We start from the raw sequence: 25232 nt of genomic DNA, 5'->3' as shown, positions 1-25232 counted from the left end.
AAAATCAAACATTTTTTGTGTACACTTAGAGTAGATATTGTGTATGGAAGGGGAAGAGGACATGATTAAATTATTTGTAAGTGATTTAGATGACACGCTCGTTTACGATGTGAATCATATGCAAAAAGAAGATGAACGTGCGCTGTGTTGGTTAGCTGAGAAAGGGACAAATATTTGTTTTGCCTCTGGCCGCTTTACACACAGAATTGATGAAGTTGTAAAAAGGTTTTCATTCCCATATTATACAACTGGCTTAAATGGAGCGACAATGTTGCTTCCGGATGGAAATTTATTTCATGAATCGAGTTTTGAAAATGTGGTTGCCCAGGAAATATATCGATATATACATAAAAAAGGACTAGCGGATATTGTTTGTGCAAATGAGCAGCGATATACAAAAAGGAAGAATGAACATCACCATAATTTTGAAGCGTATATGGGCGTGCATATCGCTGAAATTGAAGCGTTAGAAGAAGAGTTTGGTAAGACTGTACACCCTGCAAAATTGTTTGTTTTTGGAGAAGAAGAGAAAATTGTGACGTTAGATCAAGAGCTACGAGATACGTTTCAAGGCGAAGCGGAAGTTTTTATATCAGGTAAACGCTATGTTGATATTATGCCAAGAGGCGTGAGTAAGGGGAGTGCTCTAAAGCGACTAATGGACCATTTGCAAATTGAAGCAAATGAAGTTGCTTGTATTGGAGATTCTTTCAATGATATTTCTATGTTTGAAGTAACCCCGCATTCATTTACTCTTCATCATGCCCATCCATATGTAAAGGAGAAAGCAAATCATATAGTGCGTTCGGTTGAAGAGGCTGTTATGAAATTACCATTACTTGTATAAAACAGAAGCCCGTCACTGGCGGGCTTCTGTTTTACTTGAATAAAGATTTAACAAAATCAATGATACTTGAGAAGAAATCTTTCACTTTATCTAGAAAACTTTGTCCTTCTTCAGATCCTAAAAAGGCAGAAACATGTTCTTTTGCTTTGTTTAATTGACTACCAACTTGATTCCAATCGATATTAAGATTTTTCATTTTATCAAATAACGATACTAAGTTATCTAACTGTTCATCTGTTAATGTAATGCCGAGTTGATCAGCAATTTTTTTAATTAATGAACGTAAATCTTCTGTTGTTTTTGGCTGTTCTTTTGCAATTTCTTCTTTAATTTTTGCAACAAGTTGAACTGCTTTTTCTTCACCAATTTTATCACCAAGCTGGGCTGTTTGTACCATTTCTTCATTCGCTACTTTTTTAATTTCTTCAGGAATTTGTTTATTGGACGCAGTTTCGTATGCTTTCATTAATCCAGTTAAAGCTGCAGTTCCTGAAACTTTAAAAGGTGCAGTAATTTGAATTTCTGCATCTTTTACACCTGCTGTAATCAAAGCGTTAGTGTACATTGCATCTGTTACCCAGTTAATGTTCTTTGATCGTACAATAAGACCAGATCCTGGTTTTGTGTATGTAATCATAGAAGAAGAAATTGCTCTCGTACCAATTTGTGCTTTTGGAACAATGCCTTCTAGAAATTTATGTTCTTCCGCATTAGATACAGTGATAATTGTAGCATCTTTTGGTGCTTTCATTTCTTTTAACAGATCTTGTTTTTGTTGTTCGGATAAGTTCTCTCCTAATGTAACAATTGATTCTCCCTCAATGATGTCTGCAAATGAAGCTGTTGGCATCATAAATACCGTTACAGCTAATAGCAGAGCTAATAATTTCGTTTTCACGAAAAATCGCTCCCTTTCTCTTTCTAAAATTTTCGGGCAACAAAGTTATTATAGTATATATTTCTTATTTGTCACCTAGCTTTTTCCACATTTCAAAAAAGAAGTATCTAGATTGTCGGATTCTTTTTGTTTCTAGTCATGAATGTGGTAATATAGTGCTGAGATAGTTGAAAGGAGACATATACGTATGAAAACTTTAGGATACATATTAATGGAAAACGGTGAAAAAATCGACTTGGAATTTTTCCCAGAAGAAGCACCGAAAACAGTAGAAAACTTTAAAAAATTAGCAGAGCAAGGATTTTATGACGGTGTTACATTCCACCGTGTTATTCCTGGCTTCGTAAGCCAAGGTGGAGACCCAACAGGTACAGGTGCAGGTGGCCCAGGTTACTCTATTCCATGTGAAACTGATGGAAACCCTCATAGACACCTTGTAGGATCACTTTCTATGGCTCACGCTGGCCGTAACACAGGCGGTAGCCAATTCTTTATCGTTCATGAGCCACAGCCGCATTTAGATGGTGTTCATACTGTATTCGGTAAAGCAACAAGCGGTATTGAAACAGTATTAAAAATGCGTCAAGGCGATGTAATGAAAGAAGTTAAAGTTTGGGAAGAATAAGGTAAGGAAAAAGAGAGCTTTTGCTCTCTTTTTTATTTTTAATGAGATTGAGTACTACTTCTACAGCTCATCATACAAGTAGTATTGTTGCTAAAATATATTGTTTGTGAGAACAAACCTTTAACCAATTACATAGAATACATTACATTATATGTTTCAATAAATATTTTTTGTTATATTAATTTTGCTAGAATTGTGCTGCTTTAGAGTAACTATAAATGAAGTGCTGTTGAATGATATGTTTCTTTCCATTCCATATAAAATTTTCTTTTTTTAACTCTATTTATTAAAGGAATAGTGCTGAAACATAGATTTGACTTTCTTCTTTTCGCTTTGTATGATTATCAAGTTGTTTTAGACTCTTCTCACTCTGTTGAAAATATTGTAAAATGAATGTGATATGAAAAGAGTGATTGAGGGGATTACTAGTTTGTAACTTTTGTAAGAAGGGATAAGGGTTATGTTAATTCGTTTTAAAAAAAGTTATGAAAAAATTGCAATGGGGCTTCTTTCGTTTATGCCAACTGAAAAAGATGTGAAAACATTACAATTGACAATGAAAGAATATGAAGCAAAAGATGATTGGCAATTGTATTTGTGGAAAGAAAATGAAGATTTTGTTGGAATAATGGGGATTGTAAAAAAAGAGAATCAAGTATTAGAAATTCAGCATTTGAGTGTGAACCCGTCTCACCGTCATGTGGGGATTGGGACGAAGATGGTTCAAGAGTTAAAGAGTAAATTTCTTGAGTTTACAATTTGCGGAAATGAGCAAACAGCAAGTTTTTGCGAAAAATGTAAAGGGCTAGAACAAAATATACATTCGTGAAAGCAGAGATAAGTAGTTTATTATCTCTGCTTTCTTTTTTGTAATTGTTCGTTTCGTTCAGTAATGACCTCTGTGCGATCACGCAAAGTGTGCTTGTTTATAATATATTCACCTGGGATAGCATTCAAGTCTTTCCAAGAGAGGTTTTGTTTTTGACATAACTCTATGCACTGCTTCTCTAACGATGAATCTGATAAGGGTAAAAATAAAGGTACAAAACGTTCTTTTTTATGGATAGATTGCAATCTTTCATTGAGCAAGGAAAGAAGTTGTACTTGATTAATTCCTAAACGTTGTAAAGGCACACCGCTTTTTTCTAAAATTGTAATTGCGCTTTTCATCATTTTTGTAGAACCATTCCAATTAGCACGTCTTTGGTGGTATAAAGAAACTGCAATTTGAATGAGACCAACTAAGTAATGATCACGATTACCTCTTGGTTTTGTCTTCCAATACTCTTCTAGTATTTCGTGGCATTCAAAATAGTCATAATCTCCATGGAAATGAATTAAAAATTGTATGTATTCGGTAGGATACATGTTTTCTCGCTCCTATCTAACGGTTATACATATAAGTGTATCATAGAAATATGAACAATAAACGACTAGGAGGTTTCCCCCTAGCCGTTATTGTTCATATTAGCAGAAGCAAGCTGCTCCTACAATAATTAGTAAAATAAACAGTACAACAAGTAATGCGAACCCACCGCTAAAACCACAATCAACGTGACCCATAGTTTTTTGACCTCCTACATTGTTCTTACTACACTGTTATCATATGAAGTGGTGGGCATGATGACATAGGCATCGGTCTATTTTTAATTAAATTTCTTAAAAAGGTTGGATAGAACATGAGTATGCTCTATACTTATGTTGTTATAGAAAAAATGTGGTGGGATGCTTTGTGCAATATAATTTTAAAGTAGAGGCTTTTGAAGGGCCGTTAGATCTATTGTTACATTTAATACATCGTTATGAAATTGATATATATAATATTCCTGTAGCAGATATTACAGAGCAATATTTATCTTATGTGCATACGATGAAAGAACTTCAATTAGATGTTGCAAGTGAGTATTTAGTAATGGCTGCAACGTTATTACAAATTAAAAGTAAGATGTTGTTGCCGAAACATGAAGAAGATGTACTTGATAACGGTGATGATTTTATAGATGATCCTCGTCAAGAATTGATGGAGAGGTTAATTGAATATAAGAAATATAAGCAAGTTGCTACTGAGTTAAAAGAAAGAGAACAAGAAAGAGCACAGCTATATACACGTCCACCAATTGACTTTACATCGTTGCAACAAGAAGAGGAGACAAGCTTACCTCTTGATGTTACGTTATATGATATGCTAGCAGCATTTCAAAAATTAATGCGCCGTAAAAAGGCAAAAAAACCTGTAACAACACGTATTACTCGTCAAGAAATACCAATTGAACAGCGAATGACTGATATTTTAAAACAGTTAAAAATAAAGGGTGGTCGCCAAAGTTTTTATGATTTGTTTGTTGATGATGAACGTGAAATAATGGTTGTAACATTTTTAGCAGTTCTGGAACTTATGAAAAACCAACAAATCATAATTGAGCAAGAACATAATTTTGATGAAATTTTCGTATCAAGCTCTAATAAATCTGCATAGAGCCAGTATGTGAAAATGGGATAGCAACATTTTATCTCATGCTATGTTTTAATGTATCGTTTGGAACAAGAGAAAAAATATTGAACCGAACGCATTAATTGTGATTCGGTTTTTTGATGTGTATTTTTATGAGAAAATAGAAGGAAGGAGCTCGTGAAATGGATAGGAAAGAACAAAAGTCAATTATTGAAGGCCTTTTATTTGTTTCTGGTGATGAAGGGATTTATCCAGAACAAATAGCGAAAGTTCTTGAAATTGAAATGAATGAAGCAATTAATATTTTAGAAGAAATGCAACAAGAATGTGAAGGTGCAAACCGTGGTTTGCAAATTGTACAGTATGCAAAAGTATATCGTTTTGCTACAAAGAAAGAACATGCTTCATATTATCAAAAATTAATAGATACACCAACAGCTGCTTCACTCTCACAAGCTGCCCTCGAAACGTTAGCGATTGTTGCATATCGCCAACCAATCACAAGGACTGAAATGGAAGAGATTAGAGGAGTTAAAACTGATAAGGCGTTACAAACGTTGGTTTCACATTTACTTATAAAAGAAATGGGAAGAGCAGAAGGACCAGGGCGTCCTATTTTATACGGAACAACAAAAGAATTTTTAGACACATTTGGATTGAAAACATTAGATGATTTACCACCGCTTTCTGAAGAGAATGAACAAATGAATGAAGCAGATTTATTCTTCGGTTCTTTACAAGAGATATCGAAATAAAAGCTTAGCATTTTGCTAAGCTTTTTTTGTATATCAATTATTTACAGTGCCATACTAAATGAAAAAAGGAGACGAGTTATGAGAGGTATGCGGATTATTTTATTATTAGTTTCTGTTTTATTATGTTTTTCTTTAAATAGCGCATCAGCTAAAAGGTATATGATGTCCATTCATACTACGTCTCCTTTACATATGCATCGGCAACATCTTAGTAAAATGAAAGTGAGCTTTTTAAAAGTGGGGCAAGGTGACGCAACACTTATTATAATGCCAAATGGACAAACAATGTTAATTGATGGAGGACCTTATGAAGCAGGAGAGGTTATTATTCAGAAATTAATTGAGAAAGGGATTAATCATTTAGATGTAATTGTCAGTACGCATCCCGATATGGATCATATAGGGGGGTTAATTCCAATTGTAGAGCAAATGCCGGTATCGCTTATATTAGATAGCGGAAAAACATATAGTTCTCTTACTTATCATACGTATCGGAATAATATAAAAAAAAGAGGGATACCTTTCGTTTCAGTAAAGGAAGGACAATATATACCGCTGGATCCACATGTTTCTATACAAGTATTAAACAATGGGAAATCAAAAGATGAAAATAATGAATCCTCAATTGTTTTAAAGGTGCGATATGGAAAAGCGGATTTTTTATTAATGGGTGACGCGGATGTACGGACAGAACATGAAATATTAAAACAATTTGATGTCCATGCAGATGTGTTAAAAGTGGGGCATCACGGCTCATATACTTCAACAAGTGAAACGTTTATAAAAAAAGTGGAACCGCAGTTTGCTATTTTGTCGTACGGGAGTAGTAATCCGTATGGACATCCTCACCAAAGTGTAGTGAAACGCTTAAAAAGGCACGGTATAATGGTATATAGAACGAATAAAAGTACAGTAGAAATGGAAACAGATGGTGAACATATTATGTTAGAGTCTAGCGGGTTAATGCCATTATTGAAGTGATTTCTATATTAGGGGGGCGATACTGTCCCTTTTTGGAAAAATGAATAATATATATTATAATTATAAGAGACGTAAGAAATTTCCTTTTCTGTTGAATAAAAAGGAAATTTTATTAGAATGTATAGACAACTACTCGTGTGTATATTAAGATGGAACTAGGCGAATAAGGTAATAATAACAAGTAGGTAATTCATGGGAAAGGATCGATGAAAATGAAAACGCAAATTGTCATCAATGCCAAAATTTACACAGGTCAAGAAATAGTGGAAAACGGATTTATTCGTTACGCAGAAACCATTAAAGAAATTGGTTTGATGGCTCAATATGTACCACAAGAAAATGAAACTGTTTTTGATGCTACAGGGAAGATTGTAATTCCAGGTATGATCGATGTTCATATTCATGGTGGATACGATATTGATGCGATGGATGCAAATAGCGATGGGTTAGTAACTCTAGGTAAAGAAATGTTAAAAGAAGGGGTTACAACTTACTTCCCAACAACAATGACACAAGCTCCAGAGGCAATTGAAGCAGCGTTAACTGCTGCAAAAGAAGCAAAAGAAAAAGGAGCGCATTTCGAATATATTCACTTAGAAGGACCTTATGTTTCAAAGAAACGTGCAGGTGCACAACCACTTGAACATATCGTTCCTGCAAATATTGAGCAATTTAAACAATGGCAAGAAGCAAGTGGGAATTTAATTAAATTAGTAACATATGCACCAGAAGAAGAGGGAGCATTAGAGTTTGAACAATATCTTGCTGAAACTGGTGTAGTTGGCACAATGGGGCATACAGATGCAATTGATGGGCAACTAAAAAATAGAAAAATTACACATGCAACACATTTATACAATCAAATGCGTGGATTACATCACCGTGAACCAGGAGTTGTTGGTCATGTGTTATTAAATCCAGATGTAATGGTTGAAGTAATTACAGATGGTATTCATATTCACCCTGATATGGTGAAATTAGCATATAAGTTAAAAGGACCAAAAAAAGTAAGTGTTATTACTGACGCAATGCGTGCAAAAGGTCTTGAAGATGGATTATATGAGCTTGGCGGACAGCCAGTACATGTAAAAGATGGTAGTGCTCGATTAGAAGATGGAACGTTAGCTGGTAGTATTCTAAAAATGGATCAAGCTTTCCGAAATGTAATTGAATTTACAGGTTGTTCAATCGAAGATGCAGTACTGATGACATCAGTTAACCAAGCAGAAGAGTTTGGATTAAATAATAAAGGTGCATTAGCGGTAGGAAAAGATGCAGACTTTGTTGTGATGAATGAAGATTTACATGTATATGATACGGTTCGTTTAGGAATTCATATGAAGGAAGGGAAGTAATTAAATGAATATTCTTGTTGTAAAAACTCCAGAAGAACTAGCAGAAGCAGGTTATAAATTAATTGAAGAAGTTGTAAAAACAAAAGAAAATCCAACATTAGGAATGGCTACAGGAAGCTCTCCATTAGGTATTTATGCAGAAATGCGAAAAAATAAACTTGATACAAGCCGTGTAACCACTGTAAACTTAGATGAGTACGTAAATTTACCACATGAAGATAAAAACAGCTATCACTATTTCATGCAAGAACAGTTGTTTGATCATCTTCCATTTAAACAAACTTATGTACCAAACGGGATGGCAAGTGATTTAGAGGAAGAGTGCAAACGTTACGAGAGCATTCTAGCTGCTAACCCAGTTGACCTACAGATTCTTGGAATCGGTGAAAACGGTCACATCGGATTTAATGAGCCAGGAACACCGTTTAATTCTCCAACAAACATTGTTGAATTAACAGAATCTACACGCCAAGCAAACCTTCGCTTCTTCGAAAAAGAAGAAGATGTGCCAACTCATGCGATTACAATGGGAATTGGAAGCATTATGAAAGCGAAACAAGTTCTACTTGTTGCTATGGGTTCTAAAAAGGCAGAAGCTGTTAAAGAATTATTGCAAGGTGAATATAGTGAAGAGTGTCCGGCTACAGTTTTACAACGTCATCCGAATGTAACCGTAATCGCTGATCAAGAAGCTCTATCTTTATGCAGTGAGGCGATTGCTGATGAACATCGACAAGTATTCACCATTTCCGATCTATTATCAGATTCAAGAGTGGGTGAAACAGCTAATTGAGGACGGCGAATGGAAGCCGGGAGATAAAATCCCATCTGAGAATGAACTTTGTGATAAGTTCGAAGTGAGTCGAATGACAATCAGACAGGCGATTAATAATTTAGTGGAACAAGGCTATTTATATCGGAAGCGTGGAATTGGAACATTTGTCCAACTTCCGAAAGTGGAACAAAAATTGCAAGGAATGACGGGATTCACAGAAGACATGATTTCTCGTGGGATGAACCCAAGTAGTCAATTACTTAGTTTCCGCCTAGTTCCAGCTACTGCTAAAATAGCAGACCGGTTGAGAATACAGGAGGGGGAATCGGTTTATGAAGTGAGGCGTATTCGCTTAGCTGATGATGAACCGATTGCTTTTGAGACGACATATTTGTCGCCAGCTCTTGTAAAAGATATTAACGAAGAGATATTGCAACAATCTTTATATGAACATTTAGAGAAAAAACTGGGCTTTAAACTTGTTAGCGCTACTCAGTCAATTGAAGCTTCCGTTGCGACGGAAAATGAAGCTGAACATCTGCATATTCCTAAAAAGGCGCCTGTACTTGTAATGCGTCAATGGTCATATTCAGAAGGTGAGGTACCGCTAGAGTACGTGAAATGTATTTATCGTGGAGATCGTTATAAATTTATTACGAATATCGCACGTAACAAATAGTATATTTCAGTTTGTGAAGTACAGTGGAATTGAAAATGGTTAACATGTAAAGAAATAAAAATACGACTCATCCTTATAAGGAATGAGTCGTATTTTTATTATGAGCAATTACGTGGTTAACAGCATCTTTGACGTGATTTACTACATAGTGAGCGTGATTTTTTACTGCATCATCTGCTTGTGACATAGCAAAACTGTGAGGAGTTAAAGAAAACATAGGAATGTCATTGTAAGAATCCCCTATACAAGCAATTTCCTCAGGTTTTATTTGAAACTCATTTAATAAAACAGAAATGGCAGAGCCTTTACTAACATTCGGTGGCATTACATCTAAACATTGTTCTGCTGAGATGAAAGTACTAACTTTCCCGTGGAATTTTTCATCAATTTTTTTCTGAAGGAGTTGTAAGCTCTCCTTTGTTCCGCCGACAGAAATTTTATTTGGGAAAATTGTATCATCAATCTTCTGTAGTAAGTTTGGTTCTTCAACAGAAGTCATAGTTACTTGTTGTTCAAGTTCTTGAATAAAAGGTGTTTTCTCTTCAATGTAATAATTATGCTCATCACTTACATAACGGAAATAAGGCTCTTCATTCGTCATAGCTAACAAATCGGGAAGTATGCTGGAATCAAAAGTTGCAGATAATAGTTGTTTATTTTCATGTGTATATACAAAAACACCATTTACACTAATACGATGAAAATTTGTATTCACAGCTTTCATTAAGTCTGCAATTTCATTATCAAGTCTTCCGGAAGCGAAGCAAAGAATAACATTTTGTTCGGCGAGGCTGCGCAGTGCCGCAACATCTTGTTCATCAATAAGACCTCCGTGTTGCATCATTGTACCATCGATATCACTTACAAACATTTTAATCATGCTGTTATCTCCTTTCTATGTACAGTTGCTCTTACATTATACGCATCATATATAAACATGTCTAAAAAATGAATTTTTATTAAATGGCAGATGTTTTACATTGACGACAAAGAAGAATATTCTGTAACATAAAAGTAGGCTATTTAAGTACGAGGGTGGTGTTATATGAGTAATTATCTAGAAATTAAAAAAGTTTTAAATAATAATGTCATCATTGCTAGCCATCCGGAACACGAGGAAGTAGTAGTGATTGGTAAAGGAATTGGATTTGGGAAAAAAGCGAAAGATGTATTGGAGCAAGAACAAATCGAAAAAATGTTTGTCTTAAAAAATGAACGTGATCGTGAACAATACAAATTATTAGTGCCGCATATTAGTGAAAAATTAATTGAATTGATGAACGATATTATGCTGTACATTCAAGGAAAAGCGAAATCTCCACTAAATGAACATATTCATATTGCGTTAACAGATCATATTTCATTTGCGATTAAAAGGTTAAAACAAGGACTTACAATTGATAACCCTTTTTTAGTTGAAACAAAAATGCTCTATCCAGAGGAATATGAAATTGCGGAAGGTGTTGTAGAACTTTTAAATTCTCGTTTGCAAATTACATTGCCTGAAGGAGAAATTGGTTTTATTGCACTGCACATTTACAGTTCGCTTACAAATTCTGATTTATCTTCAGTTAATCAAAACTCCCGTCTCATTGCACAACTTGTATCTTTAATTGAGACAAACTTACAAATTACATTAGATCAAGAGAGCATTCATTATTTACGTCTTATTCGTCATCTTCAATATGCTATTGAGAGGGTGAAAAAAGGAGAAAAAGTAGAGGAATCGCAAAGTTTTGCTGATTTATTAAAGGCGGAGTATCCAGTTTGCTATAACTTGGCTTGGAAGCTAGTTAAGGTCATGCAAAAAGAGTTGCAACTACCTGTATATGAAGCTGAAAGTATTTATTTAACGATGCACTTGCAACGCTTAGTAAAGGCAGAGCATGTGTAAAAAGTCATATATTTTTGTCTAAAATGAAAACGTTAAAAAAAATGATTGAATCGCTTACAATAGTTATGTATAATAACTATTGCAAAGTTATACAAATTTCGACAAACACATTAAGGTGAGTAACGAAAACGTTTGCCTTAATTATAGTGAACTTATACGTAAACCTATTTTTGACACGTGTTACTGATTCGATCAGGCATGAGTGGAGAAAAGTAAGGAATGTAAGCTAGAGAAAGGGATATACTACCCTTTGTATAGCTATCGTTCTATCTTTTTTTCCTCATGTCTTTTTGGCGTTTGTCGGAAGGTATCAATATAGATAAGAGAGGAAGGGTTTCCATGTTTAAGAATATCTTTGGTGTTCTTCAAAAAGTCGGAAAAGCGTTAATGCTTCCAGTAGCGATTTTACCGGCGGCAGGTATTTTACTTGGATTTGGTAATGCATTTCAAAATCCACAGTTAACAAATGTTATTCCTGCTTTAAAAGCAGATTGGTTCGTAATGGTTGCAAAAATTATGGAACAATCTGGTGATATTATTTTCGCTAACCTTGCATTATTATTCGCAGTTGGGGTAGCAATTGGTTTAGCTGGTGGAGACGGAGTAGCTGGTTTAGCAGCATTCGTCGGCTACTTAATTATGAACAAAACGATGAGTGTGTTCTTAGAAGTAGATAAGCTAGTGAAAGTAACAAGTTCTGGAGCAGACCCAGTAAAAATTGGATTTGCAGATCCAGCGTATGCGAACGTATTAGGTATTCCAACGCTACAAACAGGGGTATTTGGTGGTATTATCGTCGGTATAGTAGCGGCATATTGCTATAATAAATACTTCAACATTGAATTACCATCATACTTAGGTTTCTTTGCAGGTAAGCGTTTCGTACCGATCGCAACTGCAACATTCTCTTTAATAGTAGGTATTATCATGTGCTTCGTTTGGCCATACATTCAAGGTGGCTTAAATACGTTCTCACATCAAATGATTGATGCAAATAGAACAATCGCAGCATTTATATTCGGTTTAATTGAACGTTCATTAATTCCATTTGGATTACATCACATTTTCTATTCACCGTTCTGGTTCGAATTCGGTCAGTATACAAATGCAGCTGGCGAATTAATCCGTGGTGACCAAAAAATCTTTATGGCACAGTTAAAAGACGGTGTAGAATTAACAGCAGGTACATTTACAACTGGTAAGTATCCGTTCATGATGTTCGGTCTTCCAGCAGCAGCTTTAGCAATGTACCATGAAGCACGTCCAGAAAATAAAAAATTAGCAGCAGGTATTTTAGGTTCTGCAGCATTAACATCTTTCTTAACAGGTATTACAGAGCCACTTGAATTTTCATTCTTATTCGTAGCGCCAGTATTATTCGGAATTCACGCTGTATTTGCTGGTCTATCATTTATGACAATGCAAATTTTAGGTGTTAAAATTGGTATGACATTCTCTGGTGGTTTAATTGACTTCCTATTATTCGGTGTACTACCAGGCCGTACAGCATGGTGGTGGGTAATTATTGTTGGTCTTGTACTAGCAGTTATTTACTACTTCGGATTCCGCTTTGCAATTCGTAAATGGAATCTAAAAACACCTGGTCGTGAAGTGGCAAATGCAAATGACGGCGCAGGAAAAGCAGAAGCAGGCGAACTTCCTCGTGAAGTATTAGTAGCACTTGGTGGTAAAGAAAACATTGCTTCTTTAGATGCTTGTATTACTCGTTTACGTGTTCAAGTTAACGAACAAAAGAATGTAAACAAAGACCGCTTAAAAGAACTTGGAGCAGCTGGTGTACTTGAAGTTGGAAATAACATTCAAGCTATTTTCGGACCGAAATCTGACACATTAAAATCACAAATTCATGATATTATGTCAGGTCGTACACCTCATGTTGAAAAAGAAGAACCTGTAAAAGTGGAAGAAACTCCTCAAAAAGTTGATGAAAATGAAACAATTGTATCACCAATCGAAGGGAAAATCTTACCAATTACAGAAGTGCCTGACCAAGTATTCTCAGGAAAAATGATGGGAGACGGATTTGCAATTGAGCCAACTGAAGGAACAGTAGTTTCTCCAGTGAACGGTGAGATTGTCAATGTATTCCCTACAAAACATGCGATTGGTATTCAATCTGAAGGCGGAAAAGAAATTTTAATCCACTTCGGTATTGATACTGTAAAATTAAATGGTGAAGGTTTTGAAGCGCTTGTAGCACAAGGCGACAAGGTGAAACAAGGCCAACCATTATTAAAAGTAGATCTTGCATTTGTAAAAGAAAATGCACCATCTATCATTACACCAATTGTCTTTACAAACTTACAACAAGGGCAACAAGTCGAATTGAAAAAAGATGGAAATGTTAAGAAGGGCGAAACCGCTATTATTGACATTCAGTAGGAATTTGACGCAAAATGTTTATAATTATAATAGGCGATGTGGTTGACCGAACATCGCCTATTATATACAATAGATGATGTAGTACTCACGTCTATACAACTAAAAAATACTGTAATTTAAAGGAGATAAATTATCATGGAAAAAATCTTTAAAGTAACTAGCGACTCAGGAATTCATGCTCGTCCAGCAACTCTACTTGTAAACACTGCAAGCAAATTCGGTTCTGACATTAACTTAGAGTATAACGGAAAGAACGTTAACTTAAAATCAATCATGGGCGTTATGTCTTTAGGCATTCAACAAAACGCAGAAATTAAAATCACTGCAAATGGTGATGATGCAGCTCAAGCACTAGCAGCTATCGAAGAAACTATGAAAAACGAAGGATTAGGAGAATAATGACTCTTAACATTCAAGGGATCGCTGCATCAAGTGGGATTGCTATTGCAAAGGCTTTCAGACTTGAAAATCCTGAATTTAACATCGAAAAGAAATCAATTACAAACGAAGCTGCAGAAATTGCACGCTTAGACGCTGCGCTTGAGAAAGCAAAAACTGAATTAGAAGCTATTAAGGACCACGCATTTGCTGAGCTAGGTGCTGACAAAGCTGCGATCTTTGAAGCACATTTATTAGTGTTAAATGATCCAGAACTAGTAAATCCAGTAAAAGATAAAGTAAATAGCGAAAAAGTAAATGCTGAATTTGCAATGGATGAAGTTGCATCAATGTTTATTTCTATGTTTGAAAACATGGATAACGAATATATGAAAGAACGTGCTGCGGACATTCGTGACGTAACAAAACGCGTTCTTGCACATTTACTAGGAATTAACTTCTCAAATCCTGGTACAATTTCTGAAGAGGTAATCATCATTGCTGAAGATTTAACACCATCTGATACAGCTCAATTAAACCGTAAGTATGCAAAAGGTTTCACTACTGATATCGGTGGACGTACATCTCACTCTGCAATTATGGCTCGTTCTATGGAAATTCCAGCTGTTGTTGGTACGAAAGTTGTTATGGAGAAAATCCAAAACGGCGATATCGTTATCATTGACGGTTTAGATGGAGAAGTAATTGTAAACCCATCAGAAGAAACTCTTCGTTCGTTTGAAGAAAAGAAAGCGAAATTTGAAGAGCAAAAAGCTGAATGGGCTAAATTAAAAGACCAAGCTACTGTAACAAGTGACGGACATCACGTTGAGCTTGTTGCAAATATCGGAACACCAAATGATGTACAAGGTATTATCGATAATGGCGGAGAAGGCGTTGGCTTATACCGTACAGAATTCTTATACATGGGCCGTGACAATCTTCCAACAGAAGAAGAGCAGTTCGAAGCGTATAAAGCAGTTCTTGAAGGTGTAAAAGAAGGTCAGCCAGTCGTTGTTCGTACACTTGACATCGGTGGAGATAAAGAGCTTCCATACTTACATTTACCAAAAGAAATGAACCCATTCTTAGGATACCGTGCAATTCGCTTATGTCTTGATGAGCAAGATGTGTTCCGTACACAACTTCGTGCATTACTTCGTGCTAGCGTATACGGTAACTTAAAAATTATGTTCCCAATGATTGCAACTCTTGATGAGTTCCGTCAAGCGAAAGCGATTTTATTAGAAGAGAAAGCGAAACTTGTAGAAGCGGGTACAACTGTTTCTGATTCTATTGAAGTTGGTATGATGGTTGAAATCCCAGCTTCAGCAGTATTAGCAGATCAATTCGCGAAAGAAGTTGACTTCTTCTCTATCGGAACAAATGATTTAATCCAATACACAATGGCTGCAGACCGTATGAACGAACAAGTATCATACTTATACCAACCATATAACCCATCTATTTTACGTCTTGTAAAAATGGTTATCGATGCTGCTCATAAAGAAGGCAAATGGGCTGGTATGTGTGGTGAGATGGCGGGCGATTCACTTGCTATCCCATTATTATTAGGATTAGGTTTAGATGAGTTCAGTATGAGTGCAACATCTATTCTTCCTGCAAGAACACAGCTAAGCAAGTTGTCAAAAGCAGAAATGGAAACATTAGCAGAAAAAGCATTAATGATGTCAACTGCTGAAGAAGTTGTTGAACTAGTTAAAAGCATATAATTAATAAAAAAACCTGAGTCGATTTGAAATCGGTCTCAGGTTTTTTCTATGAGAAAAGTAAATCTTATTTGCTTACTATCGAGGATAAGAGACAGAATTAGATAGCGATTGCAACGATATCAGTTGGGCATACACGTAAAATACCAGTAAAAGTATTTCGATTTTGATTGTTCTTATCGTCTTTATTGTTATCTTTGTTGTCTTTGTCATTACGAGCTAAAGCAGAGAAAAGAGCAACACCGTTAGCGAAACCTTCAAAAATAACATTGTTGAATGTGCCGTTACCTCTAATGCTTAAAAGAGAAAGTTCTGTTCCAACTGAAATGTTAGCAAGTACGTTACATACAGCTGGTTGTTGTGGTCTAACCTCTCTCTCTCTCTCTTTCTCGCGATGGTCGCGCTCTCTTTCATGATGATGACATTCTCTAAAGTTATCACAGCATCCAAATGATCCAAACATAATCCTCATCACCCCCTTCACACTTATAATCTATGTAAGTTCGGTAGTTAGTGACTGGACAGAGAGTGGAATTTTTTCTAGGGGATTTTCTCATTTTAAATGACTAGCTGGGTGTTTAGTATGGAATGATGTTTAAAATAGGTGGAATATAACAAAAAAATGTAAAAACCACCGAAATAAATGAAATGGGTAGCCTTTACACTTTTTTACTTTTATATAAAACGATGATATATACAGGAAGAGCTAGGAGTAGTGGTACAATGGATCGTGCAGTATGTTTTTCTGATTCTAATTGGAATGCTTCTTCTTTTGGAAATTGTAAAATGGAGATGTTTGCGGCATCACCAATAAAATATAGAAGCAGTACAGTTACTATGTAACATAAAAGTGCGATAAAGCTTCCGTATGAACTCAATGAAAATCCCTCTCTTGTTATCTATTTGTTATCATTGTATCACAATTGTAACAAAAATACACGGGTATATTTCAACGCCTTAACAAAATTCGACATGAAACGTCACGTTTATTTATGAGAAGGGAATAGAATATACTTTTCCATAAGTATAAATGTCGAATGATTTGTAGTAATATTACAAAAGTATGACAGGGAATAAAAAAACGAAGGCAATGTAGTTGCCTTCGTTTTTTATTATTTTGCCCACTCGCTTACTTGCTCTACGCTCATGCGAGGTGCAGGGTGGCCTTTTAAAGTTGATTCACCAATTGTAATAAGCATAATTGGAACGTAACGAGATGAAACGTTAAATTCGTCTGTCAGTGATTGTGGATTGAAGCCACCAATAGCACAAGTATCCCAACCAGTTGCTTTAGCTGCAAGCATAAGTTGCATTGCTGCTAAAGATGCATTTGAAAAGGCAGCATCTCTTGGGAATTGTTCACGAGCATATGCAGATTCAATATTTTTAGCTAAGCGTTCTTTTGCTTCTTCTTTCATAAATCCTTGTTCTACAATTGGACCATATACTGGCTCAACATTTTTATAAGCTTCTAAATCACCTAAAATAGCGACTACTGCAGAAGCATCAAGAATTTGTTGTTGGTTATAAGCTATTGGGTGTAATCGTTTTTGTACATCTTCACCTTGAAAAACAAGGAATTTCCAGTGTTGTAAGTTCCAAGCGGAAGGTGCTTGTGCTGCTGCTTTTAAAATCTCATGTAATTCTGTAGATGAGATTTCTTTATTTGGGTTGAATGCACGTGTAGATGTGCGTTCATATAGAACGTTAAAAAAGTTGTCGTTTGTCATAATATATCCTCCAAATTGTATATAAAATTATCGGGAAAACGCAATGTATATTACTTACATTTTGTAAGTTATCGAATTTAAGAATATAATATCTTTATTTTAATTGTCAAGTTTTAAGAAATAAGCTAGGGCATTCATACAAACGATATAATTCCTATAATCATACACTAAAAAAGGAATTTATAGAGTGAAAAGGGAAGATAACATTCTCAATTAGCTTGTTAATATGTATTTCTCACAAATTAAAGTTTATTGGAGAACAGTCTTTTAAAAATGTTTGTGAGGAATTCAGTAGAACAAGATATATGAAGTGAGTGAAGACTAGTGATGAACATACTACATTTTTTATTAGAGAATACGGTTTTCCAAAATGTGTTACAAGATCTGCAGTTAAATGTCCTTTATATAGAAAATGGATGTAAACATCAACAAACGATAGAAAATATCCATCCAAAATGTATGTTTATAGCAAATAGTTTTGAAGAGGGCGAACTATTATTTCAAAGAACGAAACCGCACATTATAATTATGTATGTAACAGATTATTCTCAAATAAAATATATAAAGAATATGTATACCTCGCAAAGTACATTCATTGTCATTTGGGATCAACAAATAACAAAGGAATTTACAGATGTACTTGCATTAGGAATACGTAATATTGTAATAGCCCCTGTAACTCCGCAAGCAGTGTTAGAAGAAGTGAATAAGAGTTTGTATCAACTTTCTTTAGTAAGGCAAGTTAGTTTACAACAGGAACTGCTTCAAACGATGTTTGATTTTCAAAATGATTTATTATTTATAGTAGAAGATGATGAAATTGTTGATTGTAATACAAATTTTTTAACGTTTTTCGGATATGAAAATTTGTTTGCCTATCGCGAGCAACATTTAGTATTTGCTGAACATTTTATTAGAGAAAATGGATACTACTCGACGACGCATGATATAACATGGCTAGACGATACTTTATCAAGCGGTAGAAGAATTAAGATGTCAAATTATGAAGGGGCAGTATCTACTTTTCTATTACGTGCGACACCATTGCCAGAAGATTTATCAAGATTTATTGTAAAGTGCACGGAAATTACAGAATTAGATGAAATCTATCAAGAACAAGAAAGACTTGCTATGATAGATTCATTGACAGAGATTTATAATCGTTTAAAGTTTCAACAAATACTAGAGGTAGAATGGGAAAAGGTAATACGTAATGATGAGAAAATAGCAATTATTTTATTTGATATAGATAATTTTAAAACAGTTAATGACACATATGGTCATGATTTTGGCGATTTGGCATTAATACAACTTGCAGAGCTTATGAAATCTAAAGTGGAGCAGCAACATGTATTTGCAAGATGGGGAGGGGAAGAATTCATTATATTAGTGACAAATACAGTAGAAAAGGAAGCATTTCAAGTTGCGGAATCATTACGATTCTTCATTGAAACAAAGCAATTCACTGGAATTTCGAAGTTAACAGCTAGCTTTGGGGTTGCGTTATATGAACAAGGAACTACAAGAGAAGAATTAATGCAACGAGCGGATATTGCATTATATGAAGCGAAAAAAAATGGAAAGAATCAAGTATGTGTGTATAGAAAAGAAAAAATGTGATTTTTCGCAACAAATTGTTGCGATTTTTTTTTATTGTTTGATAATAGAATAGGGGGACAATTTTTAGCGAAGGAATTATGGAGGATCAATATGATAAAAAAAGTAATGGTGGTGGCTTCACTGTCTGCTATAGTTGGCGGCGGAGTATACTATTTTCTTGTTAGCCCCAATATAAAGGAAAACACTGTATTAACAACTAAAGTGAATCCTACTATTGAATCGGAAGTACAAGGGAATATAGAAGAAAAAGAAGAGCAACAAATTGATTATGCTAGCATATCTCAAAAATTAGATCAATATTTAGTCGGAAAGCAATTCAATGGAACAGTTTTGGTAACAGATAAAGAGCATGTTATATTGAATAAAGGATATGGGTATGCTGATGTTCAAAATAAAATAGAAAATACGCCTCAAACAAAATATCGTATCGGTTCTATTACGAAAACAGTCGTTGCCACATCTATTTTACAGCTGCAAGAACAAGGGAAATTGAATATTCAAGATAATGTAAATAAATATATTCCTTCATTTCCGGAGAATAAAAATATTACGCTATATCATTTATTAACGCATACCTCTGGTTTACCTGAACACGCAAAAGGCAATATTAATGCGGCTTCCCGCTTACAATTAATTAATTGGATTGGACGTCAAAATTTAGAATTTCCTGCAGGAACAGGTTGGAGATATACAGATTATAATTATATGGTGCTTGCTTATATAATAGAACATATATCGAAAAAACCTTTAGGAGATTACATAAAAGAAAACATATTTGTAAAAGCAGATATGCATGAATCCGGTATGGGAAATATGGTACCTGGAGATAAAAATTTTACAAAGGGTTATGTGAAAAAAGATCAAGAGCTTGTACCAGCGCAGAAGTTAGGCATGGATTGGCTATATGGTTGTGGTGAGATGTATACGACAGTTGGAGATATGAAGAAATTAGACGAAGCAATTATAAATGGAAAACTTCTTTCTGAACAAAGTATACAAGCAATGTTTTCACCTTCAGCAGAACGGAAATATGCATTTAGTTTTTATATATATCCAGATTATTTTCATAATCATGGTGTATTATCTGGTTGGAACACTTTCAATAATTTTAATAAAGAAAAAGGAACTTTTGTTATTTTATTTTCAAATGTGAAAAATAGTATGGATGATGACTTTAATAAAGAGTTCCGAAAGATGGTAAATGATTTATTAGAACAAAGGGGATGAGAAAATGGAACATAAAACTTTATCAATAGGTTTCATTGGTATTGGCGTAATGGGAAAAAGTATGGTTTATCACTTAATGCAAGATGGTCATAAAGTATATGTATATAATAGAACGAAAGCAAAAACAGATTCTTTAGTGCAAGATGGTGCAAATTGGTGTAATACGCCAAAAGAGTTAGTAAAGCAAGTTGATATTGTAATGACAATGGTTGGATATCCACATGATGTAGAAGAAGTGTATTTTGGTATAGAAGGAATTATAGAACATGCAAAAGAAGGTACGATAGCAATTGACTTTACGACATCTACACCTACTTTAGCAAAACGGATTAATGAAGTTGCAAAAAGCAAAAATATATATACGTTAGATGCACCTGTCTCAGGAGGAGATGTTGGTGCGAAAGAAGCAAAACTCGCAATTATGGTAGGTGGGGAGAAAGAAATATATGATAGATGCTTACCTTTACTTGAAAAGTTAGGAACAAACATTCAATTACAAGGACCAGCTGGGAGTGGACAACATACAAAAATGTGCAATCAAATTGCGATTGCTTCCAATATGATTGGAGTATGTGAAGCTGTTGCTTACGCGAAGAAGGCTGGACTGAATCCAGATAAAGTGTTAGAGAGTATTTCAACAGGGGCAGCAGGTAGCTGGTCATTAAGTAATTTAGCTCCTCGAATGTTAAAAGGAGACTTTGAGCCAGGATTTTATGTAAAGCATTTTATGAAAGATATGAAAATTGCTTTAGAGGAAGCAGAAAAATTACAATTACCAGTCCCAGGCTTAAGTTTGGCGAAAGAATTGTATGAAGAGTTAATTAAGGATGGCGAAGAAAATAGTGGAACACAAGTACTATATAAAAAATATATAAGGGGGTAAACGAGGTGGACCTTCAAAAGTTTGATGAGATGATTGATACTGTACAGCGAGCTACTTGTATGCAAATTAATGAAAAACAAAAAGAAGCTTTTAAACAAAAATATGATTTTGAACCAGAATTTGAATATGGAAGAGATGAGAAGGGACATTATGTAATTCGAACCTCAAAAAAGATGTTAGAAGAAATGGAGTTTTATTTGGCATTGAAATATGATCGTGATGGAGTGGATCTTTATATGCAAGCTGAGATTGATGGTATATTTCATGTATCTGTTAGCTATGGTGAAGATGCCCTACATCTACAAGAATTGTTTCAATTTCTAGAAGAAAATAAATAAAAGTCCTCATTTGAGGACTTTTATTTATTTAGTCATCTTTAATTTTTATAATTATAAGTTAGAAGCGCGTCGGCATCGTTCAACCGGGAACGGGATAATTTGTGCGATGTGATTAGGACCAAATTGTTTTGTACGAGCATGGCGTATTATATAAAAAGCACACAGAATTGAAACAGGAATAGCGCCGAATAAACCAAATAATAAAGCGCTTACACAAGATGCGACAAATCCTAAAACACCAATTTCTAACTCTTCCATAATAGCTCCTAAAATAACAGGAAATGCTCCACATGTAACTCCAAGTATAAGTGCGATAAGTAAGCTCATGATTATCCCCCTCTGTTTGCGATATTATTTTCCTTCTAAGTTAATTGTAGTATATCACATATAAAACAGAATTTTCAGAAAAAATTCAATAAATGTTCAAAAAATGTTCGAAAAATGCACTTGAAAAATTAAGGTGTAAATTTGTGATGAAATGGTACTTTCAAGTAAATAAAAAATCAGACTTATTTCAAAATGAAATAAGCCTGTTCCATAGGAGGATGTATATATGTAGAGTGAATAAAAGTTTGGAAAAGGGGGTCCAAGTCCTTTTATTCAACTAACTACCTTAATAGATTGGAACCCAGCCTTCAGTTGTCACAAAAATACGAATAGCTACAACTTGGCGATCATCTTGCAAGGTAAAATAATGTCTTGCATTTTCAGGAACAGATATTAAATCGCCTGGCTCAAGTTCAACATCAAAGAATTTCCCATCTTTACCTTCAATAGCGAAAATGCCGTGACCACTGACGATAAAGCGAACTTCGTCATCTGTATGATGGTGTTCCTTTTGGAAATTAATTAATAATTCGTCAAGGTTAGGTGTGCTACTTGAAAGTGAGATTACATCATGTGCTTTATAACCTCGACGTGCTGAAACATCAGCGATTTCTTTTGAAAAAATAGCTAATATTTCAGCTTTGTTTTCATCTGTTAACGAATAATTTTCATTTAAATGAGTAGGAAGTTTAGAAATATTCCATTTCTCATATAAAACGCCTTCCTCTTGTAGAAATTTAGATACTTCCACTTCATTTTCAATACGAGTATTTACTTCATGAATACGAATTTGCGCCATTAGAAACGCCTCCTTGAATTGATAATAGTTTTATATGAAATTGGAATAAAAACTCATAAGCTTCTAATCTCTTCTTTGCATCAAAGCTATCTCGGCCCCATACGGTAATACCGTGGTTACGGATTAATACTGCACCCGAATCTCCTTGTATATGCTTTCGGAAGTTTTCTCCAAGTGTTGGGATATGGGCATGGTTTTCGATAATAGGAATGTGAATGGTTGCACCTTCTTCCCAAATATCGAGAGCTTTAATAATTTCTTGATTTTGAAGGGTGACTGCATCACTATATAAATTTGTGATGACATTATTATCGGTTGTATGAACATGAAGTACGCAACCGGCATTCGTATTGTTATAAATGTGTGTATGCAATATTGTTTCTGCTGAAGGGCGTAATTCAGTCTCTAAAACGGGAACTCCTACATGATCTACTAATAGAAAATCATCTGGAGTGGTTTTTGTTTTATCTTTACCGCTTGCCGTAATAAGAAAAGTAAGTGGTTCATGACTAACCTTTATAGAAATATTACCACTTGTTGCTGGGAACCAATTTCGTGTTGTTAACTCTTTTTTTATCTCGCTTAAGTCATACCATTGACGAAAAAGTTGTTTCATGCCTTCACCTCCAACAAAAGTTTTAATTCAGCTTGCACATCTTGAAATGTTTCAAACGGTGTATAAGCAATATGATTTTCTTCACACTTTGTAATAAGAAAATCGCGAGCGAATACTTTATCAGCTTGTTTCGCGGCTTGTAAATCAGTAATAGAATCTCCAATTACAATATGAAAGTCATCTGTATCACTTAATTTACGGATTAATGATGATTTACATAATCCGCAATGATTTTGACAATGATCATCACAAGAATGAGGCCATTTAACTGTAATAAACTCTGCTGAAAAGTCTGTTTCATTACAATAAATTTGCTCTTTTGGAATGATTCCTTGTAAGAGTGGATAGACGAAGAAATCCATTCCACCTGATATCACGTAAAAAGAAATGTTATTTTCCTTTACGAATTGTATAAACTCATGAAAACCACTACGGATTTCAGCAGTTGCTATTAAAAATTGAATAATATCATCGTGCAGATTAGTAGGTATTAATTGAAATAATTGAGAAACACCTTCTTGAATGGATAGTTCTTGTGATAAAATTTTATTCTTTACTTCTTCGGCTTCTGGTGGTGCGAATTTTTCCATAATGGACATAATGTTATCATTATTTGTAATCGTGCCATCGAAATCACAAAATACTTGAATACTCATAATTTCACCTCATAAGAGGGATTTCCCCATATTTGTAGTGCACTATGCAAATTTATGTCGTCTACTTCATGGAGTGGTTTATTTTGCAAAGTAGCATCAATTGCAGTACGGAAAGCTTTACCGCCGCCTTGCGCTCCATTTGGATGTCCGTGTATCCCGCCGCCAGCATTAATAACAACATCTTTACCGAAATCTCGTACAATAAAGGGAACGAAACCAGGATGAATACCAGCAGACGGAACAGAAAAGCTCTTCTTGAAAGATGCATCGTCTTCAGTTAAATATTTTGAGATAGCAAGAGCCTCCTCTTTTTCTAGCGCAACACTTCCGTATGGAGATGGGAATAATGAAAAGTCAGCCCCAGCATAACGTAGTAGCTTTCCAAGTAATAATGGAGATGAAACTCCATATAACTTGGATGCTGAATAAGCACCACTTACAGCAGGATGTGCCATAATAGGAACTGGGATTTCATCATCTTCTGCAAGTGATTGTAGTACATCTAGTCCGTAAGCAAATACGTTCAATAATAGAATATCAGCTCCAGCTTGCACTGCACGTTTAGCATTTTCTTTTAAATCAAAAGTTCGTCCTGTTAAATTTACGGCATATAACGTTTTATGTCCGTATGTTTCATATACGGATTGTAAAACTTCTTTTCCAGATACAATGCGTTTCGTAAGTGGTGTTAATGCATTTTCAAATAATATTTCATCATCTTTTACTATATCTACACCACCAATTGCTTGATCGCGTAATTGCGTTTTTAAATACCCAATGTTTCGTCCAATCATTCCTTTAAAAATACTCATTAAAAGGGGACGATCATGCACTTGTAAAAGATTTCGAATACCATCTATCCCGAATTTTGGACCAGGAAAATGTTTTTTTAACTCGTCTGAAAAAGTTAAGTCAATTAATTTTACTTCGCCATCAAGTGATAGCTTTCCAAATGTAGTCGTTAAAATCGCTGGTAAATCTGGACTGAAGTTTAATAGCGGATATTCGATTTTAATAATTCCGCGTTTTACTTTTTTACGTAAATACGAATTGGTATGTTCATGTTCAGCTAATTCCTCAACATGAATGACGTTGCCTTTATGCTGCTTTAATTGTTCTTGCAATAAGTGTGGCAAATGAGTCCAAGAGCCAATTGTTAAACCGAGTGCAATTTGCTCAGCTTTTTTTTCTAAGTTATGTGAATCATCATGGATTAAATACGTCGCTATAATTCCGCTCATTGTTATAACCTCCTAGTTAAATA

The 25232-nt window shown here is 34.8% G+C and carries 29 protein-coding genes; 17 read left to right on the top strand and 12 right to left on the bottom strand.

All coding sequences use genetic code 11. The features are described 5' to 3' along the window. Positions 1–43 precede the first annotated feature (43 nt). The gene (locus ACTL4X_RS20590) at positions 44–847 is read left to right on the top strand and encodes a Cof-type HAD-IIB family hydrolase (protein WP_002026273.1); all 804 of its coding nucleotides are present in this window, start codon (positions 44–46) and stop codon (positions 845–847) included. 31 nt (positions 848–878) lie between these two features. On the opposite strand, the gene ACTL4X_RS20585 is transcribed toward ACTL4X_RS20590, so the two are convergent. Beyond that, entirely contained in the window at positions 879–1745 is an 867-nt protein-coding gene (locus tag ACTL4X_RS20585) for a DUF1002 domain-containing protein (RefSeq protein WP_000850514.1), read from the bottom strand. Between the two features lie 187 nt (positions 1746–1932). Here ACTL4X_RS20585 and ACTL4X_RS20580 point away from each other — a divergent pair, with 187 nt between their 5' ends. Together ACTL4X_RS20580 and ribT are read left to right on the top strand one after the other, a co-directional pair. After that, positions 1933–2370, top strand: a complete 438-nt coding sequence (locus ACTL4X_RS20580) for a peptidylprolyl isomerase (RefSeq protein WP_000853782.1) — start codon at positions 1933–1935, stop codon at positions 2368–2370. A gap of 460 nt (positions 2371–2830) precedes the next feature. Next, on the top strand, positions 2831–3199 hold the full coding sequence (ribT, locus tag ACTL4X_RS20575) for a GNAT family N-acetyltransferase RibT (RefSeq protein WP_000908401.1): 369 nt from the start codon (positions 2831–2833) through the stop codon (positions 3197–3199). A gap of 20 nt (positions 3200–3219) precedes the next feature. On the opposite strand, the gene ACTL4X_RS20570 is transcribed toward ribT, so the two are convergent. Then, positions 3220–3738: a DUF309 domain-containing protein gene (locus ACTL4X_RS20570; RefSeq protein ID WP_000283597.1), complete on the bottom strand. Its 519-nt coding sequence runs from the start codon at positions 3736–3738 to the stop codon at positions 3220–3222. A 99-nt stretch (positions 3739–3837) separates the two neighbouring features. Beyond that, a complete protein-coding gene (locus ACTL4X_RS20565) occupies positions 3838–3933 on the bottom strand; it encodes a YjcZ family sporulation protein (RefSeq protein ID WP_000510194.1) in 96 nt (31 codons plus the stop codon). Positions 3934–4102: 169 nt separating this feature from the next. On the opposite strand from ACTL4X_RS20565, the gene scpA reads away from it, so the two are divergent. The 6 genes from scpA to phnF all read left to right on the top strand — a co-directional run bounded on the left by scpA (position 4103) and on the right by phnF (position 9367). After that, positions 4103–4846 carry a segregation/condensation protein A gene (scpA, locus tag ACTL4X_RS20560; protein WP_001199753.1) on the top strand — a complete coding sequence of 248 codons (744 nt, stop codon included), beginning with the start codon at positions 4103–4105 and terminating at the stop codon, positions 4844–4846. A 158-nt stretch (positions 4847–5004) separates the two neighbouring features. Then, positions 5005–5577: a segregation/condensation protein ScpB gene (gene scpB, locus ACTL4X_RS20555; RefSeq protein ID WP_000375168.1), complete on the top strand. Its 573-nt coding sequence runs from the start codon at positions 5005–5007 to the stop codon at positions 5575–5577. 78 nt (positions 5578–5655) lie between these two features. Then, entirely contained in the window at positions 5656–6558 is a 903-nt protein-coding gene (locus ACTL4X_RS20550) for a ComEC/Rec2 family competence protein (RefSeq protein ID WP_001214830.1), read from the top strand. A 212-nt stretch (positions 6559–6770) separates the two neighbouring features. Continuing rightward, a complete protein-coding gene (nagA, locus tag ACTL4X_RS20545) occupies positions 6771–7913 on the top strand; it encodes an N-acetylglucosamine-6-phosphate deacetylase (protein ID WP_006928115.1) in 1143 nt (380 codons plus the stop codon). Positions 7914–7917: 4 nt separating this feature from the next. Next, positions 7918–8706, top strand: coding sequence for a glucosamine-6-phosphate deaminase (gene nagB, locus ACTL4X_RS20540; RefSeq protein WP_001024210.1), 789 nt, complete (start codon positions 7918–7920; stop codon positions 8704–8706). Beyond that, a complete protein-coding gene (gene phnF / locus ACTL4X_RS20535) occupies positions 8636–9367 on the top strand; it encodes a phosphonate metabolism transcriptional regulator PhnF (RefSeq protein WP_021727649.1) in 732 nt (243 codons plus the stop codon). Before nagB ends, phnF begins: the two co-directional genes overlap by 71 nt. 73 nt (positions 9368–9440) lie before the next feature. On the opposite strand, the gene ACTL4X_RS20530 is transcribed toward phnF, so the two are convergent. Next, on the bottom strand, positions 9441–10247 hold the full coding sequence (locus tag ACTL4X_RS20530) for a Cof-type HAD-IIB family hydrolase (RefSeq protein ID WP_000594248.1): 807 nt from the start codon (positions 10245–10247) through the stop codon (positions 9441–9443). Between the two features lie 165 nt (positions 10248–10412). Here ACTL4X_RS20530 and glcT point away from each other — a divergent pair, with 165 nt between their 5' ends. The 4 genes from glcT (at position 10413) to ptsP (ending at position 15775) form a co-directional block, all read left to right on the top strand. Next, positions 10413–11261 carry a glucose PTS transporter transcription antiterminator GlcT gene (gene glcT, locus ACTL4X_RS20525; RefSeq protein WP_000073858.1) on the top strand — a complete coding sequence of 283 codons (849 nt, stop codon included), beginning with the start codon at positions 10413–10415 and terminating at the stop codon, positions 11259–11261. Between the two features lie 339 nt (positions 11262–11600). Next, positions 11601–13664 carry a PTS glucose transporter subunit IIABC gene (gene ptsG, locus ACTL4X_RS20520; RefSeq protein WP_000475799.1) on the top strand — a complete coding sequence of 688 codons (2064 nt, stop codon included), beginning with the start codon at positions 11601–11603 and terminating at the stop codon, positions 13662–13664. 135 nt (positions 13665–13799) lie between these two features. Continuing rightward, positions 13800–14063 (top strand): phosphocarrier protein HPr, encoded by a 264-nt coding sequence (gene ptsH / locus ACTL4X_RS20515; RefSeq protein ID WP_000411080.1) that lies wholly within the window; start codon positions 13800–13802, stop codon positions 14061–14063. Then, positions 14063–15775, top strand: coding sequence for a phosphoenolpyruvate--protein phosphotransferase (gene ptsP / locus ACTL4X_RS20510; protein WP_000174207.1), 1713 nt, complete (start codon positions 14063–14065; stop codon positions 15773–15775). The genes ptsH and ptsP overlap by 1 nt, the downstream gene beginning before the upstream one ends. A 97-nt stretch (positions 15776–15872) precedes the next feature. Here the strand turns inward: ptsP and ACTL4X_RS20505 are convergent, their stop codons facing one another. From ACTL4X_RS20505 to ACTL4X_RS20495, 3 genes are all read right to left on the bottom strand, one after another. Further along, positions 15873–16235 carry a DUF3915 domain-containing protein gene (locus ACTL4X_RS20505; protein ID WP_000468040.1) on the bottom strand — a complete coding sequence of 121 codons (363 nt, stop codon included), beginning with the start codon at positions 16233–16235 and terminating at the stop codon, positions 15873–15875. A 196-nt stretch (positions 16236–16431) separates the two neighbouring features. After that, the gene (locus ACTL4X_RS20500; RefSeq protein WP_000100485.1) at positions 16432–16650 is read right to left on the bottom strand and encodes a hypothetical protein; all 219 of its coding nucleotides are present in this window, start codon (positions 16648–16650) and stop codon (positions 16432–16434) included. A 234-nt stretch (positions 16651–16884) separates the two neighbouring features. Then, positions 16885–17502 carry a nitroreductase family protein gene (locus tag ACTL4X_RS20495; protein ID WP_441394947.1) on the bottom strand — a complete coding sequence of 206 codons (618 nt, stop codon included), beginning with the start codon at positions 17500–17502 and terminating at the stop codon, positions 16885–16887. A gap of 327 nt (positions 17503–17829) precedes the next feature. On the opposite strand from ACTL4X_RS20495, the gene ACTL4X_RS20490 reads away from it, so the two are divergent. The 4 genes from ACTL4X_RS20490 (at position 17830) to ACTL4X_RS20475 (ending at position 21570) form a co-directional block, all read left to right on the top strand. Continuing rightward, on the top strand, positions 17830–19122 hold the full coding sequence (locus tag ACTL4X_RS20490) for a GGDEF domain-containing protein (protein WP_001023185.1): 1293 nt from the start codon (positions 17830–17832) through the stop codon (positions 19120–19122). 90 nt (positions 19123–19212) lie between these two features. Further along, on the top strand, positions 19213–20349 hold the full coding sequence (locus ACTL4X_RS20485) for a serine hydrolase (protein ID WP_000592910.1): 1137 nt from the start codon (positions 19213–19215) through the stop codon (positions 20347–20349). Positions 20350–20353: 4 nt separating this feature from the next. Beyond that, positions 20354–21232: an NAD(P)-dependent oxidoreductase gene (locus ACTL4X_RS20480; protein ID WP_000400431.1), complete on the top strand. Its 879-nt coding sequence runs from the start codon at positions 20354–20356 to the stop codon at positions 21230–21232. A 5-nt stretch (positions 21233–21237) separates the two neighbouring features. Then, complete coding sequence (locus tag ACTL4X_RS20475) at positions 21238–21570, top strand: DUF3909 family protein (RefSeq protein WP_000365619.1); 333 nt, start codon at positions 21238–21240, stop codon at positions 21568–21570. A 51-nt stretch (positions 21571–21621) separates the two neighbouring features. On the opposite strand, the gene ACTL4X_RS20470 is transcribed toward ACTL4X_RS20475, so the two are convergent. From ACTL4X_RS20470 to mtnW, 5 genes are all read right to left on the bottom strand, one after another. Continuing rightward, positions 21622–21897: a hypothetical protein gene (locus ACTL4X_RS20470; protein WP_000054659.1), complete on the bottom strand. Its 276-nt coding sequence runs from the start codon at positions 21895–21897 to the stop codon at positions 21622–21624. A gap of 286 nt (positions 21898–22183) precedes the next feature. After that, positions 22184–22696, bottom strand: a complete 513-nt coding sequence (locus ACTL4X_RS20465) for a 1,2-dihydroxy-3-keto-5-methylthiopentene dioxygenase (RefSeq protein WP_000057314.1) — start codon at positions 22694–22696, stop codon at positions 22184–22186. After that, entirely contained in the window at positions 22674–23312 is a 639-nt protein-coding gene (locus ACTL4X_RS20460; protein WP_000811341.1) for a methylthioribulose 1-phosphate dehydratase, read from the bottom strand. The genes ACTL4X_RS20465 and ACTL4X_RS20460 overlap by 23 nt, the downstream gene beginning before the upstream one ends. Continuing rightward, positions 23309–23968, bottom strand: a complete 660-nt coding sequence (locus ACTL4X_RS20455; RefSeq protein ID WP_000027459.1) for a 2-hydroxy-3-keto-5-methylthiopentenyl-1-phosphate phosphatase — start codon at positions 23966–23968, stop codon at positions 23309–23311. The genes ACTL4X_RS20460 and ACTL4X_RS20455 overlap by 4 nt, the downstream gene beginning before the upstream one ends. Continuing rightward, positions 23965–25209 (bottom strand): 2,3-diketo-5-methylthiopentyl-1-phosphate enolase, encoded by a 1245-nt coding sequence (gene mtnW, locus ACTL4X_RS20450; RefSeq protein ID WP_000014186.1) that lies wholly within the window; start codon positions 25207–25209, stop codon positions 23965–23967. Before mtnW ends, ACTL4X_RS20455 begins: the two co-directional genes overlap by 4 nt. Positions 25210–25232 lie beyond the last annotated feature (23 nt).

Origin of the sequence: Bacillus sp. RE35, assembly GCF_052146655.1 — a bacterium.
Classification (GTDB): domain Bacteria; phylum Bacillota; class Bacilli; order Bacillales; family Bacillaceae_G; genus Bacillus_A; species Bacillus_A cereus.
The sequence above is the reverse complement of the archived record's forward strand: the minus strand, read 5'-3'. Positions and strand labels throughout refer to the sequence as shown.